The sequence below is a fragment of the Pseudonocardia oceanicola genome, assembly GCF_047200735.1.
Lineage (GTDB): Bacteria > Actinomycetota > Actinomycetes > Mycobacteriales > Pseudonocardiaceae > Pseudonocardia.
In genome coordinates this window covers 161,726-174,600 of sequence record NZ_JBJZON010000007.1, presented here as the reverse complement: position 1 = coordinate 174,600, position 12,875 = coordinate 161,726, and the positions used below count along the sequence as shown (strand labels likewise).

General features: G+C 75.8%; 15 protein-coding genes. 9 read left to right on the top strand and 6 right to left on the bottom strand.

The annotated features are described in order from the left end of the window. Positions 1-59 precede the first annotated feature (59 nt). Positions 60-866, bottom strand: a complete 807-nt coding sequence (locus ACL02T_RS13280; RefSeq protein WP_412830989.1) for a DUF2470 domain-containing protein — start codon at positions 864-866, stop codon at positions 60-62. Between the two features lie 115 nt (positions 867-981). Here ACL02T_RS13280 and ACL02T_RS13275 point away from each other — a divergent pair, with 115 nt between their 5' ends. The 4 genes from ACL02T_RS13275 to ACL02T_RS13260 all read left to right on the top strand — a co-directional run bounded on the left by ACL02T_RS13275 (position 982) and on the right by ACL02T_RS13260 (position 4,053). After that, a complete protein-coding gene (locus ACL02T_RS13275; protein WP_412830988.1) occupies positions 982-1,884 on the top strand; it encodes a hypothetical protein in 903 nt (300 codons plus the stop codon). Positions 1,885-2,096: 212 nt separating this feature from the next. Further along, positions 2,097-3,056 carry a prephenate dehydratase gene (gene pheA / locus ACL02T_RS13270; RefSeq protein ID WP_412830987.1) on the top strand — a complete coding sequence of 320 codons (960 nt, stop codon included), beginning with the start codon at positions 2,097-2,099 and terminating at the stop codon, positions 3,054-3,056. Next, positions 3,053-3,739, top strand: a complete 687-nt coding sequence (locus ACL02T_RS13265) for a histidine phosphatase family protein (protein WP_412830986.1) — start codon at positions 3,053-3,055, stop codon at positions 3,737-3,739. The genes pheA and ACL02T_RS13265 overlap by 4 nt, the downstream gene beginning before the upstream one ends. Before the next feature lie 74 nt (positions 3,740-3,813). Continuing rightward, a complete protein-coding gene (locus ACL02T_RS13260; protein ID WP_412830985.1) occupies positions 3,814-4,053 on the top strand; it encodes a MarR family winged helix-turn-helix transcriptional regulator in 240 nt (79 codons plus the stop codon). Positions 4,054-4,062: 9 nt separating this feature from the next. Here the strand turns inward: ACL02T_RS13260 and ACL02T_RS13255 are convergent, their stop codons facing one another. Further along, on the bottom strand, positions 4,063-4,401 hold the full coding sequence (locus ACL02T_RS13255; protein ID WP_412831074.1) for a metallopeptidase family protein: 339 nt from the start codon (positions 4,399-4,401) through the stop codon (positions 4,063-4,065). Between the two features lie 13 nt (positions 4,402-4,414). Next, a complete protein-coding gene (locus ACL02T_RS13250) occupies positions 4,415-5,641 on the bottom strand; it encodes a septum formation family protein (RefSeq protein ID WP_412830984.1) in 1,227 nt (408 codons plus the stop codon). A gap of 257 nt (positions 5,642-5,898) precedes the next feature. Here ACL02T_RS13250 and ACL02T_RS13245 point away from each other — a divergent pair, with 257 nt between their 5' ends. The 3 genes from ACL02T_RS13245 to ACL02T_RS13235 all read left to right on the top strand — a co-directional run bounded on the left by ACL02T_RS13245 (position 5,899) and on the right by ACL02T_RS13235 (position 8,227). Further along, the gene (locus ACL02T_RS13245; protein WP_412830983.1) at positions 5,899-6,537 is read left to right on the top strand and encodes a hypothetical protein; all 639 of its coding nucleotides are present in this window, start codon (positions 5,899-5,901) and stop codon (positions 6,535-6,537) included. Positions 6,538-6,540: 3 nt separating this feature from the next. Continuing rightward, positions 6,541-7,707, top strand: a complete 1,167-nt coding sequence (locus ACL02T_RS13240) for a glutathionylspermidine synthase family protein (protein ID WP_412830982.1) — start codon at positions 6,541-6,543, stop codon at positions 7,705-7,707. A 73-nt stretch (positions 7,708-7,780) separates the two neighbouring features. Further along, on the top strand, positions 7,781-8,227 hold the full coding sequence (locus ACL02T_RS13235; RefSeq protein ID WP_412830981.1) for a DUF350 domain-containing protein: 447 nt from the start codon (positions 7,781-7,783) through the stop codon (positions 8,225-8,227). Between the two features lie 130 nt (positions 8,228-8,357). Here ACL02T_RS13235 and ACL02T_RS13230 read toward each other — a convergent pair whose 3' ends face one another. After that, positions 8,358-9,002, bottom strand: a complete 645-nt coding sequence (locus tag ACL02T_RS13230) for an endonuclease (RefSeq protein ID WP_412830980.1) — start codon at positions 9,000-9,002, stop codon at positions 8,358-8,360. A 99-nt stretch (positions 9,003-9,101) separates the two neighbouring features. Continuing rightward, positions 9,102-10,127: an FUSC family protein gene (locus ACL02T_RS13225; RefSeq protein ID WP_412830979.1), complete on the bottom strand. Its 1,026-nt coding sequence runs from the start codon at positions 10,125-10,127 to the stop codon at positions 9,102-9,104. Positions 10,128-10,184: 57 nt separating this feature from the next. Here ACL02T_RS13225 and ACL02T_RS13220 point away from each other — a divergent pair, with 57 nt between their 5' ends. After that, complete coding sequence (locus tag ACL02T_RS13220; RefSeq protein ID WP_412830978.1) at positions 10,185-10,676, top strand: MarR family winged helix-turn-helix transcriptional regulator; 492 nt, start codon at positions 10,185-10,187, stop codon at positions 10,674-10,676. A 70-nt stretch (positions 10,677-10,746) separates the two neighbouring features. On the opposite strand, the gene ACL02T_RS13215 is transcribed toward ACL02T_RS13220, so the two are convergent. Further along, positions 10,747-11,868 (bottom strand): nucleotide disphospho-sugar-binding domain-containing protein, encoded by a 1,122-nt coding sequence (locus tag ACL02T_RS13215; RefSeq protein ID WP_412830977.1) that lies wholly within the window; start codon positions 11,866-11,868, stop codon positions 10,747-10,749. 75 nt (positions 11,869-11,943) lie between these two features. Here ACL02T_RS13215 and ACL02T_RS13210 point away from each other — a divergent pair, with 75 nt between their 5' ends. Then, positions 11,944-12,768 carry an HAD family hydrolase gene (locus ACL02T_RS13210; RefSeq protein WP_412830976.1) on the top strand — a complete coding sequence of 275 codons (825 nt, stop codon included), beginning with the start codon at positions 11,944-11,946 and terminating at the stop codon, positions 12,766-12,768. Positions 12,769-12,875 lie beyond the last annotated feature (107 nt).

Sequence of the window (12,875 nt, the reverse complement as noted above, 5' to 3'; positions counted from 1 at the left end):
ACCGGACCGTGCACCGGCCCGCGCACCGGCGCCGACCGGACCGTCACGTCACGCGGCGGTCAGGCCTCGTCGACCTGCGCGTGCGCGTCTCCGCCCACCTGCCGGAACGGGCACCCCACCAGCGTTCCGAGCTGGATCCGCAGCTCGTCGGCGGTGGCGGCCTCCTGCGGCCACGCGAGCCGGACGTCGTGGTCGCCCTCGGGCGTCTCCACCCGCAGCCGCAGCCCGCAGCGGTCCACCCCGAGCGGACGGACCCGGGCCCCGAGGGTGCAGCGCAGCGGGGCGGGCAGGTGCCGGGCCAGCGCGTCGAACACCTCCGGGTGCGCCTCCTCGAGGTGCGCGAGCCAGTGGTTCTCCATCCGGCAGAAGGGGTCCGGACGCGCGGCGGCGAGGTCGACGGGCGCGAGCGCGGCCGTACCTTCGGCGTCGGCCAGCACGGCCGAGCTCGGGGTGAGTTTCACCAGCGTGGCGCCGTGGCCGAGGTCGAGCAGCCGCGGGTGCGGGGCCACGTCGGCGACCTGCACGGCGGCCCGGCGGGCCGAGGTCGCGTCCGGGATCCGGAGCCAGCCGCTGATCCACAGCAGCGCCCGCACCGGTTCGCGCAGCTCCACCGGCGCCCGGTCGGTCAGCTCCAGCATGACCGGGATCTCGCCGCGGTCCGACGTGCGGATCGCCTCGAGGACCGGCGACCCGTCGGGGAGCAGCAGGACGGCCGAGCCGTCGGCGTGGACGTGGTGCACCAGCGGGACGACGGGCTCCGGCCCGCCCGTCCCGACCAGGGCCGCCTCCCCGCCGCGCGCCGCGACGCTCCGGGCGCGTTCGGCGTCCGCAGGGGCCGGCGGACGCCGGAGCCGGGTCTGTCCCACGTAGCTCACCTCCGAGTTAGGTGAGGCTAAGTTAGCCTCCGGACGACGACGCTGTCCAGGGGTGATCGGCGACCCCTTGTCGGGTCGGTGTGAACGGCGGGTTAGCGTCGTACCCGTGACGACCGTGCCCTCGGGATCCTCCGCCGACCCGTGGCCGATCCGTCCCCTGCTCGCCGGACTGGTCGACGACGCGAGCCTCGTCCAGCCGCGCATGGTCGCGCCGGGCATCGACGCCGTGGTGGCCCGTCACCTGTCGGCCCGCGACGGGGCCTACGGGGGCATGATCGGCCACCTGGTCTGCCCCGTCTCGCGCCTGCCCGCCCTCGTCACCGAACTGGCCCGGTCCGCGCCGTCGCGGCCCGTCGACCTGTCGCTCGTCGTCGACACCGGGCTGGGCGCGGTGCCGAAGGCGCTGTCCACGGTCTTCTCCCGGTCGAGCCTGCTCACCCCGCGGACCGTCGAGACGGCCGCGCCGCCGGACGTCGACGCCGTCTGGCTGGAGCGCGTGTCGGAGTTCGTGCCGGACGAGGTCACGCCCGTCGTCGAGCCGCGGCGGCCGCTGGGTGGCTCCGCGGACGAGATCGACGCGTGGCTCGACGCGGTGCAGCGGGTTGCGGAGCACGGCTGCACCCCGAAGCTGCGGTGCGGCGGCCCCCGGCCGTCCGACGTGCCGTCGGTCGCCGAGGTCGAGCGGTTCCTGCAGGTCACGGCCGGCAAGGGTCGGGGCTTCACCGCCATCGGGCTGCGCGAGGCGGTGCGGCCGGCGGCGGAGAGCGAGTCGGACCGGGGCCGGCACGGGGTACTCAACCTGCTGCTCGCCGTGGCCCGCGAGCTGGGCACGGGTGGCGAGGGCACCGTCGAGGACGCCCTGCGCGAGACGGACGGGCCGGCGCTGGCCGGGGAGGCCGAGGCCCTGTCGGCGCGCACCGTCGAGGCGGTGCGCGGGCTGTTCCCCTGCTGCGGCATCGACCCCGACCCGATGTCGGTCAGCGAGTTCGCCGCGCTCGGCCTGCTGTAGGGGTGGGCCGCCGGACCCCGGACGCGGGACCCGGCGACCCCCGGGACGGCGGTCCGGACACCCCGCTCCCCGGACGCGACCTCCCGTCCTGATGTACGGATGGGGGCTCGGGTCGGTTCACGCCCGGCCCGAAGTGCGTCCCTCCGGTCGTGCCCGATGGTCGGGCCGGGGCAGCGCGGCGGCCGCCGGCGGCCCGGCTAGGCTGGTCGATCGTGCCCCGTCCCCGATCCCGCATCGGCTTCCTCGGTCCGCACGCCACCTTCACCGAGCAGGCGCTGCGCACGCTGCCGGAGTCCGGGGACGCGGAGCTGGTGCCGTTGCCGGGCAATCCCGCCGTGCTCCGCGCCGTCCGCGACGGCACGGTCGACGCCGGGTGCGTGCCGATCGAGAACAGCGTGGAGGGCGCCGTCCCGCCCGTGCTCGACGGGCTGGTCGAGGAGCCGCCGCTGGTGATCGTCCGCGAGGCGGTCATCCCGGTGCGGTTCGTCCTGCTCGCCCGCCCGGGCACGACCCTCGCCGAGGTCCGGTCCGTCGCCTCGCACGGGCACGGCATCGCGCAGACCCGCGGCTGGATCGCGGCGCACCTCCCGGAGGCCGACGTCCGGGTGGCCACCTCGACGTCCGAGGGCGCGGCCCAGGCCGCCCGGGGTGAGGTCGACGCCGCGGTGTCGTCGCCGCTGGCCGCCGAGCAGCACGGACTCGAGGTCCTGGCCGAGGACATCGCCGACAACGCCGGCGCGGTCACCCGGTTCGTGCTCGTCACCCGGCCGGGCCCGCCCTCGGCGCCGACCGGGCACGACCGCACCACGCTGGCCCTGACCACGGAGAACCGCCCCGGCTCGCTGCTGGGGCTGCTCACCGAGCTGGCCGTGCGCGGGATCGACCTGACCCGGATCGAGTCGCGTCCGATCAAGGACAGGCACGCGAACTACTGGTTCCACCTCGACTGCAGCGGGCACGTCGCGGAACCGGCGATGGGCGAGGCGCTGGCCGCGCTGCACCGTCGCTGCGACCGGGTCCGCTTCCTCGGCTCCTACCCGCGGGCGGCCGGTGCGCCCGAGCCGGTGGAGGGGGTCGGGGCGCCCGCCGTCCCGGTGCACGGGGCGGACGCCGCCGCGTACCGGGCGGCGCAGGAGTGGCTGACCGGAGTGCGGAACGGAGAGCGGACATGACCCCCGAGGAGCCCGAGCAGGACGAGCTGCGCCTGGTCCTGCTGCGGCACGGCCAGACGGACGCGAACGTCGCGCGGGCGCTGGACACCGTCCCGCCCGGGGCCCCGCTCAACGAGACGGGCCGGGCGCAGGCGGCGACCGTCGCCGAGCTCCTCGCCGACTGGCCGGTGCGGGCGGTGCACGCCTCCCGCGCCATCCGTGCACGGCAGACCGCCGAGCCCGTCGCGCTGGCCCACGGGTTGGGGGTGACGGTGGTCGACGGGGTGCACGAGATCTTCGTCGGGGCGCTGGAGGGTCGGTCCGACAAGCCCGCGCGTCGCGAGTTCGACCAGGTGTACGACGCCTGGTGGGGCGGCGACCTCGCCCGCTCCCTGCCCGGCGGCGAGTCGGCGCTGGACCTGCGGGCCCGGTACCTGCCCGCCGTCGACCGGATCGTGGAGCAGGCCGAACGAGCCCACGGCCCGGGCGGGATGGTGGTGCTCGTCAGCCACGGCGCCGCGATCCGGCTCGCCGCCGCCGCGCTCCTCGGCGACACCGCGGAGACCCGCCACGTGCCGAACACCGGCCGGGTGGTGCTGCGCCGCGACCGGTCCGGCGGGACCGGATGGGCCCTGGAGCTGTGGGACTCGGGTCCGGCGCTGGTGGGCGACGTGACGGCCGGCGCCTCCCTCGAGGCGCACTGACCCGGGACGCATCGGCCCCGGACGCATCGACCCGGGACGCATCGACCCCGGACGCCGGCGGTGCGGTGCAGAGCGTGGGTTTCCTCGTGGACCCGCTGGAACGGACCGGCTACGTCGAGCGGGTGCCCGACCCCGCCGACGGCCGGGCGCGCCTCGTGCGGATCGCGGAGCGGGGGGCCCGCAGCGTCGAGGCCTCCCGCGGGATCGTCGCCCAGGTGGAGGCGGAGTGGACCGCGCACCTCGGCCCCCGGCGGATGGAGCAGTTGCGCGGCATCCTCGGCGATCTGCGCGAGATCACCGACCCGTGGCGCTGACCGGCGCGCTCAGCCCCAGCCGAGCTCGTGCAGGGTGTGTTCGTCGATGCCGAAGTGGTGGGCGATCTCGTGCACCACGGTCACGGCGATCTCGTGCACGACCTCGTCCTCGGTCGTGCAGAAGTCCAGCACCGCCTCCCGGAAGATCGTGATGCGGTCGGGCAGCACGCCGCCGTAGTCGCTGGTCCGGTCCGTGAGCGCCACGCCCTCGTAGAGCCCCAGCAGGCCGGGCTCGTCGGGGTGGCGGTCCTCCACCAGGACCACGACGTTGTCCATCGCGGCGGTGAGCCGCGGCGGGATCGTGTCCAACGCGTCCGACACCAGGTCGTCGAACCGGGCCCGGCTCATCTCCACCACGGGGTCAGGGTGCCGGAAGCTCCACCGGCGCGGAGACCACCGGGGCCGGGGGCTCCGAGGCCGGCGGCGGCGCCGGCGACTCGGAGGAGGGCGCCGGAGCCGCGGGGTCGGACGACGCGGGCGGCGCGGCCGGGTCGCTGCTCGGCACGGCGGTCTCCGTCGGCGGGGCGGGGACCCCCGGCTTCGGTGTGGTGGTCGCGGGCGGCGCGGGCTGGTCGCCCACGGTCACCTCGCCCTTGACCGGGCCGGTGACGGGCGCGAACCCGCTGCGGTCGGGCAGCAGCGCCGCCAGGTTGCAGTTGACCTTGCGGGTGCCCGCGTTCCAGGACTCCTCGGTGACGTTGTCCCAGTAGACCGTGAGGCCCTTGTCGCTGATCACCTGGTCGCCGCCGGCGTACTCGCCCGCGATCCGGCTGCACTCCGGCTGCAGGAACCCGTCCTGGTCGCCGACCGCCGGGAAGCCCTCCGGGAACTTCTCGGACAGGTCGACGACGCCGACGGTCTCCACCGCGTGCGGCCCCGCGCAGTCCGTGGGGTCGCCGACCCGCGGCCCGTCGATCGCCAGGCAGGTGCCGGGCTCGTGGACCCCGGACTGGTCCTGCTCGGCCGCCCGGCCGCTCAGCGGGTACAGCGCGCCGGAGCGCGAGGCGCTCTGCACGCCGCAGCGCAGCTCGCGGTCGCCCTCGTCCCACTTCTTCTGCGCGGGCTTCAGCGCTCCCACCCGGAACTTGCCGTTCGGGTCGAACCTGCCGCCGAGGTACTGCAGCACGACCGGGGTGCACCGCTCGTTGACCAGTTGGCGCATGGTCGCGTCGTCGGGGAGGTTCGGCTGGTCGGCGAGCCGGACGGTGCCCGCCTGCTCGAACAGGTGCGGCTGCGCGCAGTCGACGACGGCGGTGTCCGCGGCGTCGGCCCGGGTCCAGTTCAGGCAGGTGCCGGGCGTGGTCGGCGGCGGCGGGATCTCCTCGACGTCCGCCGAGGTGCCGTTCGGCGAGGGGAGCGCGGCCAGCGAGCCGAGCACCGGCACGGTGGCGCCGGCGACGGTGTCGAGCGTGGCCACACCGAGCATGACGGCGGCGCCGACGAGCACGGCCGCGACGATCCGCCGCGCCTGGCGGCGGCCGGGCACGCGCACACCCCGGCGGGGCGGCGGGCTCGTCCGCGCGGGGCGCGGGCGGTCGGCGACGGCGAGGGGGGAGCGGCCGCCGGACGGGGTGGGGAGCTCGTCCATGGCAACGACCATCTTGCCGTCCCCGTCCGGGCGACCCCGATCCGGTGTCGCCGTCGCTCGGTCATCGGTCGCGCGGGTGCTGCGAGGTGTCCCCGCGACGCGGCGAGGGACCCCGATGCGGTGATCATGCGCGACGGGAGGTGGCCGGGGCCGGATGAACGGCGTCGCGGTCCCGGCCCGGTCGATACCGACCCGAGACCCGGGCCGGTCCCCCGGGCGCGGACGGAACGGATACCGTGCGCACCGGGGGTGGACGCATGACCGAGCACGACGGCCGGGACCAGCCCGGGCCGCCGGACGGGACCGGAGGGACCCGGCCCGGCGAGGGCGCCCGCGGCCGCATGTCGCAGCAGGACGCGTCGACCGCGCCCCGCGAACCCACCCTCGCCGAGCGGCGCGCCCGTGAGCAGGGCGCCCGCCGCCGCGCCGAGGAGGCCCGGCAGGCCGAGGCCGACGCGGCAGCGCGGAAGAAGCGCAAGCGCGTCCTCGTCGGGTCGGGCGTGGTGGTCGGCGTGGTCGCGCTGATCGCCGTCGGCTACGCCGTGTCCTCGACCGGCGAGGAGGTCGAGGCCCGCTGCGTCGACGAGAACAACGTGGTCGTCGACGACGCGAACTGCGCGACCCCCGCCTCGAACAACACCTACTACGGGGGCGCCGGCTTCTACCCGATCTTCATCGGCGCCGGCGGCCGCCAGTACCACTACAACTACGGCGGCTCCGGCTCCGTCGGCCAGGTCGCCCGCGGCGGCACCACGACCGTGCCGCAGAACGCGACCGTCCGCACCCCCTCGGGCAAGACCATCTCCCGCGGCGGGCTCGGGGTGAGCGGCGGGAGCTCGTCCTCGGGCGGGTCGAAGGGGTCGTCCGGGTCCTCCGGCGGAAGCAGCGGGAGCTGAACCGTGCGCCGTGAACGCGGGGCCGTGCGCCCCGGCTGGCAGCAGATCGTCCGCGACCAGGGCCTGGTGTACGACGCCCCGGGCCGGGGCCGGAACGGGCAGGCCCGCCCCTACTGGGACGAGTCGGTGCACTACGTCTTCGAGATGGACGAGATCCTCTCCCTCGAGGCGGACGTCGAGCTGCTGCACTCGATGTGCCTGGAGGCCGTCGACCACAGCGTGACCACCGAGCGGTTCCGCGACTTCGCCCTCCCGGAGTGGGTGTGGGAGAAGGTCGCCGAGTCGTGGAGGCGGCACGATCCGCACGTCTACGGGCGCTTCGACCTGCGCTACGACGGCTCCGGGCCGGCCAAGCTGCTGGAGTACAACGCCGACACCCCGACGACGCTGCTCGAGGCGTCGATCCTGCAGTGGTACTGGCTGAAGGACACCCACCCGGACGACGACCAGTGGAACTCGCTGCACGAGCGCCTGGTCGAGCGGTGGGGTGAGATCAAGGGTGCGCTGCCGAGCTCGGAGGTCCACTTCACCTGGTCCGGCGGCGACTCGACGGGCGAGGACCACGTCACCGTCGGCTATCTGCAGGAGACCGCGGCGGAGGCCGGGCTCGACACCGTGGGCCTGCGGATCGAGGACATCGGCTGGGACGTCGACCTCGACCGCTTCGTCGATCTCGCCGAGGCGCCGATGGCGACGGTCTTCAAGCTCTACCCCTGGGAGTGGGTGCTCACCGAGGAGTTCGGCAAGCACGTCGCGCGCAGCCTGCCCGAGACGCTGTGGCTCGAGCCGCTGTGGAAGACGCTGCTGTCGAACAAGGCGATCCTCGCGGTGCTCTGGGAGATGTACCCCGGCCACCCGAACCTGCTGCCCGCGTACCTGAACGACCCGGGTCTGCTCACCGAGTACGTCCGCAAGCCGATCCTGGGCCGCGAGGGGGCCAACGTCGACATCGTCGCGCCCGGCTCGCAGGTCTCGACCGGCGGGGTGTACGGCGAGGAGGGCTTCGTCTACCAGCTCTTCGACCCGCTGCCCGAGTTCGACGGCTTCCGGCCCGCGCTGGGCGCCTGGCTCGTGGGCGACGGCTCGGCGGGCCTCGGCATCCGGGAGACCGCGGGCCTGGTGACCGACGACGGCGCCGCGTTCGTCCCGCACCGCATCCCCGAAGGCTGACCCCGGCGGCCGGCACCGGCCCCCGGACCCCCGTACCCCCGCGCTCCCCGTCCGCTTCCACCCGGAGGACCCCATGACCCTGGCCCTCGACGCGACGTACTTCGGCATCATCGGCCGCGGCGTCGGCGCGATCTTCCTCTACGCGCTGCTCGGCGCGCTGCTCATGCTCATCGGCTTCTGGGCCATCGACATCACCACGCCCGGCAAGCTGAACCGGCTGGTCCGCGACGGTCGGCCCGGTGCGGTGCTGGTGACGGCCGCCGGGATCCTCTCGATGGCGTTCATCGTGGTCGTCGCGATCTGGACCGCCTCGGGCCTGCTGGCCGAGGGCCTGCTCGCATCGCTGATCTTCGGCCTGGTCGGGATCGTCGCGCAGGTCGCGGCGGTGCGGCTGCTGGAGTGGGTCACGGGCATCCGGATCGGCGAGGTGCTGGCGGCCGAGGAGCTCAGCCCGGCGGCCTGGGTGGTCGCGGCCGCGCACGTGTCGCTCGGCCTCGTCGTGGCCGTCGCCATCATCTGAGCCCTCCCCGGGCCGGCCTGCCCTCCTCGGGCCGGCCTGCCCTCCTCGGGCCGGCCTGCCCTCCTCGGGCCGGCCTGCCCTCCTCGGACGGCTCGCCCTCCTCGGCCGAACGGCGCGATCCGGCCCTCGGTCAGGAGGTCTCCCGCACCCTCTCGACGACGTCCTGTGCGAGCGCCGCACGGGTCAGGGCGGCGGCGAGGTGGGCGAGCTCGCCGTCGGGCACGAGCGCGGCGAGGTCGTCCCGGTCGGTCGGCAGGCCCAGCCGTTCCGCGCCCTGCCGCGCCTTGCCGTCGAGCGCCGGACGCAGCTCCGGCCAGACCTCCTGGGCCTCCCGGCAGAAGATGTCCGCCCCGGTCGGCCCGAGCCGCGGGAACGCGGTGAGCAGCTCGCGGATGCGGCCGGGGTTGCCGCGGCCCTCCTCGCGCAGCCGCCGCAGGTCGCCCTTCCAACGGTCGAGGAGCAGCTCGGCGCCCTCGCCGAGGGCGGTGGCGGTGCTCTCGTCGTAGCGGGTGTAGTGGGCGCGGCCGAGGGCGTCGACGCGGTCCTGCCAGCTCGCGGCGCGCATCTTCTCCGGTGTGCCCATGCCGGAGCGGACCAGCTCGTGCGCCGCCTCGACGGCGATGTCCGCGCGGATCCGTGTCGACAGCAGCACCGCGAGCACCAGCAGCCGGTACAGCGGTGCCGGAGTGTTCCGGAGCGTGATCCCGGCCTGCTCGGCGTAGGTCTCACCCGCCTCGTCGAGCAGCGCGGTCACGGTGTCCCGGTGCGCACCCATACCGGCGGCTACCCGCCTCGGGGGACCGTCACGCACGCGCGTGCACGTTCTTCCCCGGCGGGTCACCCTCGCGAGTGGGCCATGGAGTACCGACGCGGATCAGGGGGAGATCGCGTGCACGGCCCGGCGGCGGGCGCGCAGACCGAGGACGGCCAGCGCGACCAGCACCCCGACCACCGTCGCGACCAGCCGGTCCAGCAGCAGGGTGCCGGTGGGGACCGGGTGCATCGTGGTGCCGACGACGAGCGCCAGCGGCGTGACGGCCAGCAGCGCGACCGCGTAGTTCCGCATCACCAGCAGCTCCGCCGCGGTCTGCAGCACCACGGCCGCGACCACGATCTCCCCGTCCGCCAGGTGCAGGTCCAGCAGCGCCGCGGCCACCCCCAGCCCGCCCAGCGTGCCGCCGATCCGCATCAGGGCGCGGGTCACGCGGGCGCGCGGGCCGGGCACCGACAGCGGGACGACGGCCGCGACCAGCGCCCAGTACACGTGCTCCACCCCGAACAGGACGGCCAGCGGCGCGGTGACCGCACACGCCAGCAGCATCTCGAGCACGATCTCGCGCCGGACGGCCGCGCGCAGCGGGACCGCGACCAGCGGCGCGCGTCGCCGGACGTGCCCGGGCAGCAGCGCCCCGGCGCTCCCGACGAGTACCGCGAACCCGGCCGAGCCCGCGGCCACGGCCACGACCTGGAGCGCGGCGGAGGAGCCGAGCGCGGGCGCCCCGGCGAACGCGCCGGCCGCGAACACGAAGAACAGCGGCCCACCCGGCTTCCAGCCGACGACCTCCCCGCCGATCGTCCCGGCGACCGCCACGCCGACCAGCACGAGCAGGGCGAGCCAGGGCGAGGCCGGCAGGCGCGCGGCGAGCAGGCCGATCGCCACGCTCGCGACCAGACCGAGGCCGGTGACCGCCTGCACCCCGGTGCGCGCCGGCACGGTCAGGTTCCGGCCGTAGATGGCCGCGAAGGCGCCGAAGGTGGCCGCGCCGAACAGGTCCGGCCGGTCCACGACCAGGAGCAGGACCATCGGGACACCCACCGAGATCCCGCACCGCAGCGCGGGCCGGTGCGCGCCGGCGTGGGCCTCGAACCGGACCAGATCACGGGCCATCGTCCCCTGCACGCGAACTCCTTTCACCGGTGTAAGAATGTACTTCACTGGTGAATGAACGGGGAGGCGATGGTGGCCGAACGTGACGCGGTCGACGAGATCCGGGCGGTCTGGGCCGCCCGCCGACCGGACCTGGACACCGAACCCGTCGCCGTCGTCGGGCGGATCCTGCGGGCCGCGCGGTTCCTGCAGCAGGCCGCCGACGACTGGCTGGCGGACGCCGGGGTGACCCGTGCGGAGTTCGACGTCCTCAGCCAGTTGCGCCGCACCGACGGTCCGCTGCGCCCCGGTGACCTCACCGCCGGCGTCGTGGGCTCACCGGCCGCCACGACGAAGCGGCTGCACAAGCTGACCGGCGCCGGGTTGGCGACCCGCACCCCCGATCCCGACGACGCCCGGGCCGCCCGGGTCAGCCTGACCGCGGCGGGGGAGCGGCTGGTCGACGAGGTCCTGCCGCGCCAGATCGCGGCCGAGGCGCAGCTGCTCGAGGCGCTGACCCCCGCGCAGCGCGACCAGCTCGCCGGCCTGCTGCGGACCGCGCTGCTCGCCTGGGAGCCGTGAGCGGCGAGGGTCGTCGCGACCACGGTGGAGCCGTCGGGTCCTCAGCGGTGCCGGCGGGAGCGGGAGGCGCTCAGTCCAGGGCCGCGACGTCGGGGACGCGGGCCTCGGGCGGCGGCATCGCCTCGAGCTCGGTACGGACCTCGCGGGCGTTGGCGGCCAGCTCCCCGTCGGCGACCAGGCGGTTTAGCGCCTCCGCGGTGACCCGCCCGGACAGGCCCGCGCCGCGCCGGGCGACGAGCTCGGCGTTGTGCCGCCGGTCCCCGGCCCCGGGCACCGCGAGCTGCGGGATCCCGGCGGACAGTGCGCCCATGGCGGTGCCGGACCCGCCGTGGTGGACGATCGCCGCGCACAGCGGCATGACGTCGACCAGCGGCACCCAGCCCACGGTCCGGACCCGGTCGACCCCGCGCGCCCGGCGCTCGACCCGGGGCTCCGGCCGGACCAGCACGATCTCGGCGTCGACCTCCGCCGCGGCCGCGAGCGCCGCCGGCATCGGGTCCGCGCCCGGGCCGGGGGCGGTGCTGCGCGAGACGAGGATGCGCGGCCGGTCCGCCGCGTCCGAGGGCACCCGCAGCCACGCCGGGATGTCCCCGCCACCGCGCTGCACCGGCCGCATGGGTAGCCCCGTCCGCTCGCCGACCACGCTGCGCGGCGCCGTCGTCAGCACCACCTCGGGCGCCGGGAGCCCGCGCTCCTCCAGCCCGTGCCGGCGCAGCGCCCGGCGCATGAGCTTGGACGCCGCCGTGACGCGGACCAGCGACGGCCCGTCGAACAGCGAGTTCTCCAGCAGCACGGTGGGGAGGTCGTGCCGGGCCGCCGCGGCCGCGGCGGCGACCGCGAGCGGCTCGTGCACCACGACGTCGGGCCGCCACTGCTCGACCACGGTGACCAGCCCGTCCGTCAGCTCCTCGTTCACCGCACCGAACAGCCGGGCCACCATCCGGGTGCCCGCGGTGCCGGTCAGCTCGGCGCGCGCGTCGAGCGGGTGGGTGGCCATGGTCCGCGCCGCGATCCGGGTGAACGACAGGTCCCGCGCGACGTCGACCACGGGGAGGTCGCCGGTGTCGGCGCCCATGGCGTCCCCGCCGGTGGCGACGAGCACGTCGTGCCCCGCCTCCCACAGCGCCTCACCCAGGGGCAGCATCGGCAGCAGGTGCCCGGTGAGCGGCGCCGACACCACCAGCACGCGCATGCGCGCACGCTATATCGGAGATCGCGTCCGCCGCTGCCCGTACGCTGGGGGCGTGTCCGGGCGGGTGGTGTAGCAATGGAGGCCCCGCGCCTCGTCGCGAGCGACGTCGACGGCACCCTGCTCGGCGAGGACCACGAGGTGAGCTCGCGCACGGCGGCCGTCGTCGGCAGGCTCGTCGCGCGTGGTGTGCCGTTCGTGCTGGTCACCGGCCGCCCACCGCGGTGGATCCCGCCGGTGGCGACCCAGCTCGGCGTGGTGCGCTACGCGGTGTGCGCCAACGGCGCGGTGCTCTACGACATCGAGGCCGACCGGGTGGTCGGCTCGCGGCCCCTCGCCCCCGACGACCTCGCGCGGCTCGAGGCGGCCGTCGCCGAGGCGCTGCCGGGGGCGACCCTCGGGGTCGAGCGGGTGGGCGAGCACGCCTTCGACGACCAGGTGGCCCAGTTCGTGGCGGAGCCGGACTACGAGCACGCCTGGCCCGGTGGCGGGCCGCCGACCGAGGAGCGCGGCCGGCTGCTGGCCCATCCGGCGGTCAAGCTGCTGGTGCGGGCGAAGGGCCTGTCGAGCGACGCGATGGCCGCCGCTCTGGAGCCGCTGGTCGGCGACACGGTCGACATCACCTTCTCCCACCCGGGCGGGCTGATCGAGGTGGCGCCGGGGGGTGTCTCCAAGGTCACCGGGCTGCTCGACCTCATGGGGCGGATGCCCGAGTTCGCGGACATCGCCGCCGACGAGGTCGTCGCCTTCGGGGACATGCCCAACGACCTGGCGATGCTCCGCTGGGCGGGGCACGGGGTGGCGATGGGCAACGCGCACCCCGAGGTCGTCGCCGCGGCGGACGAGACCACCGCGACCAACGTCGACGACGGCGTCGCGCTGGTCCTGGAGCGCTGGTTCTGACCCCGGGCCGACCAGCGGGGGACGGCGACCGGTACACCGGGTCGGGCGCGGTGCCCCGCCGCGTAGCATGCTTCGCCGTACACCCCCGCAGATCGGTGCCCGCGGAC

Coding starts and splice junctions, on each gene's coding strand:
- ACL02T_RS13215 (WP_412830977.1), bottom strand. CDS start 11,868: ATGCGCGTGCTGGTGGTGTCGGCGCCGCTCACCGGGCACCTGCTGCCG.
- ACL02T_RS13250 (WP_412830984.1), bottom strand. CDS start 5,641: ATGGACGAGCTCCCCACCCCGTCCGGCGGCCGCTCCCCCCTCGCCGTC.
- ACL02T_RS13255 (WP_412831074.1), bottom strand. CDS start 4,401: ATGAGCCGGGCCCGGTTCGACGACCTGGTGTCGGACGCGTTGGACACG.
- ACL02T_RS13235 (WP_412830981.1), top strand. CDS start 7,781: ATGACCCTGGCCCTCGACGCGACGTACTTCGGCATCATCGGCCGCGGC.
- ACL02T_RS13245 (WP_412830983.1), top strand. CDS start 5,899: ATGACCGAGCACGACGGCCGGGACCAGCCCGGGCCGCCGGACGGGACC.
- ACL02T_RS13220 (WP_412830978.1), top strand. CDS start 10,185: ATGGTGGCCGAACGTGACGCGGTCGACGAGATCCGGGCGGTCTGGGCC.
- ACL02T_RS13210 (WP_412830976.1), top strand. CDS start 11,944: ATGGAGGCCCCGCGCCTCGTCGCGAGCGACGTCGACGGCACCCTGCTC.
- ACL02T_RS13265 (WP_412830986.1), top strand. CDS start 3,053: ATGACCCCCGAGGAGCCCGAGCAGGACGAGCTGCGCCTGGTCCTGCTG.
- ACL02T_RS13230 (WP_412830980.1), bottom strand. CDS start 9,002: ATGGGTGCGCACCGGGACACCGTGACCGCGCTGCTCGACGAGGCGGGT.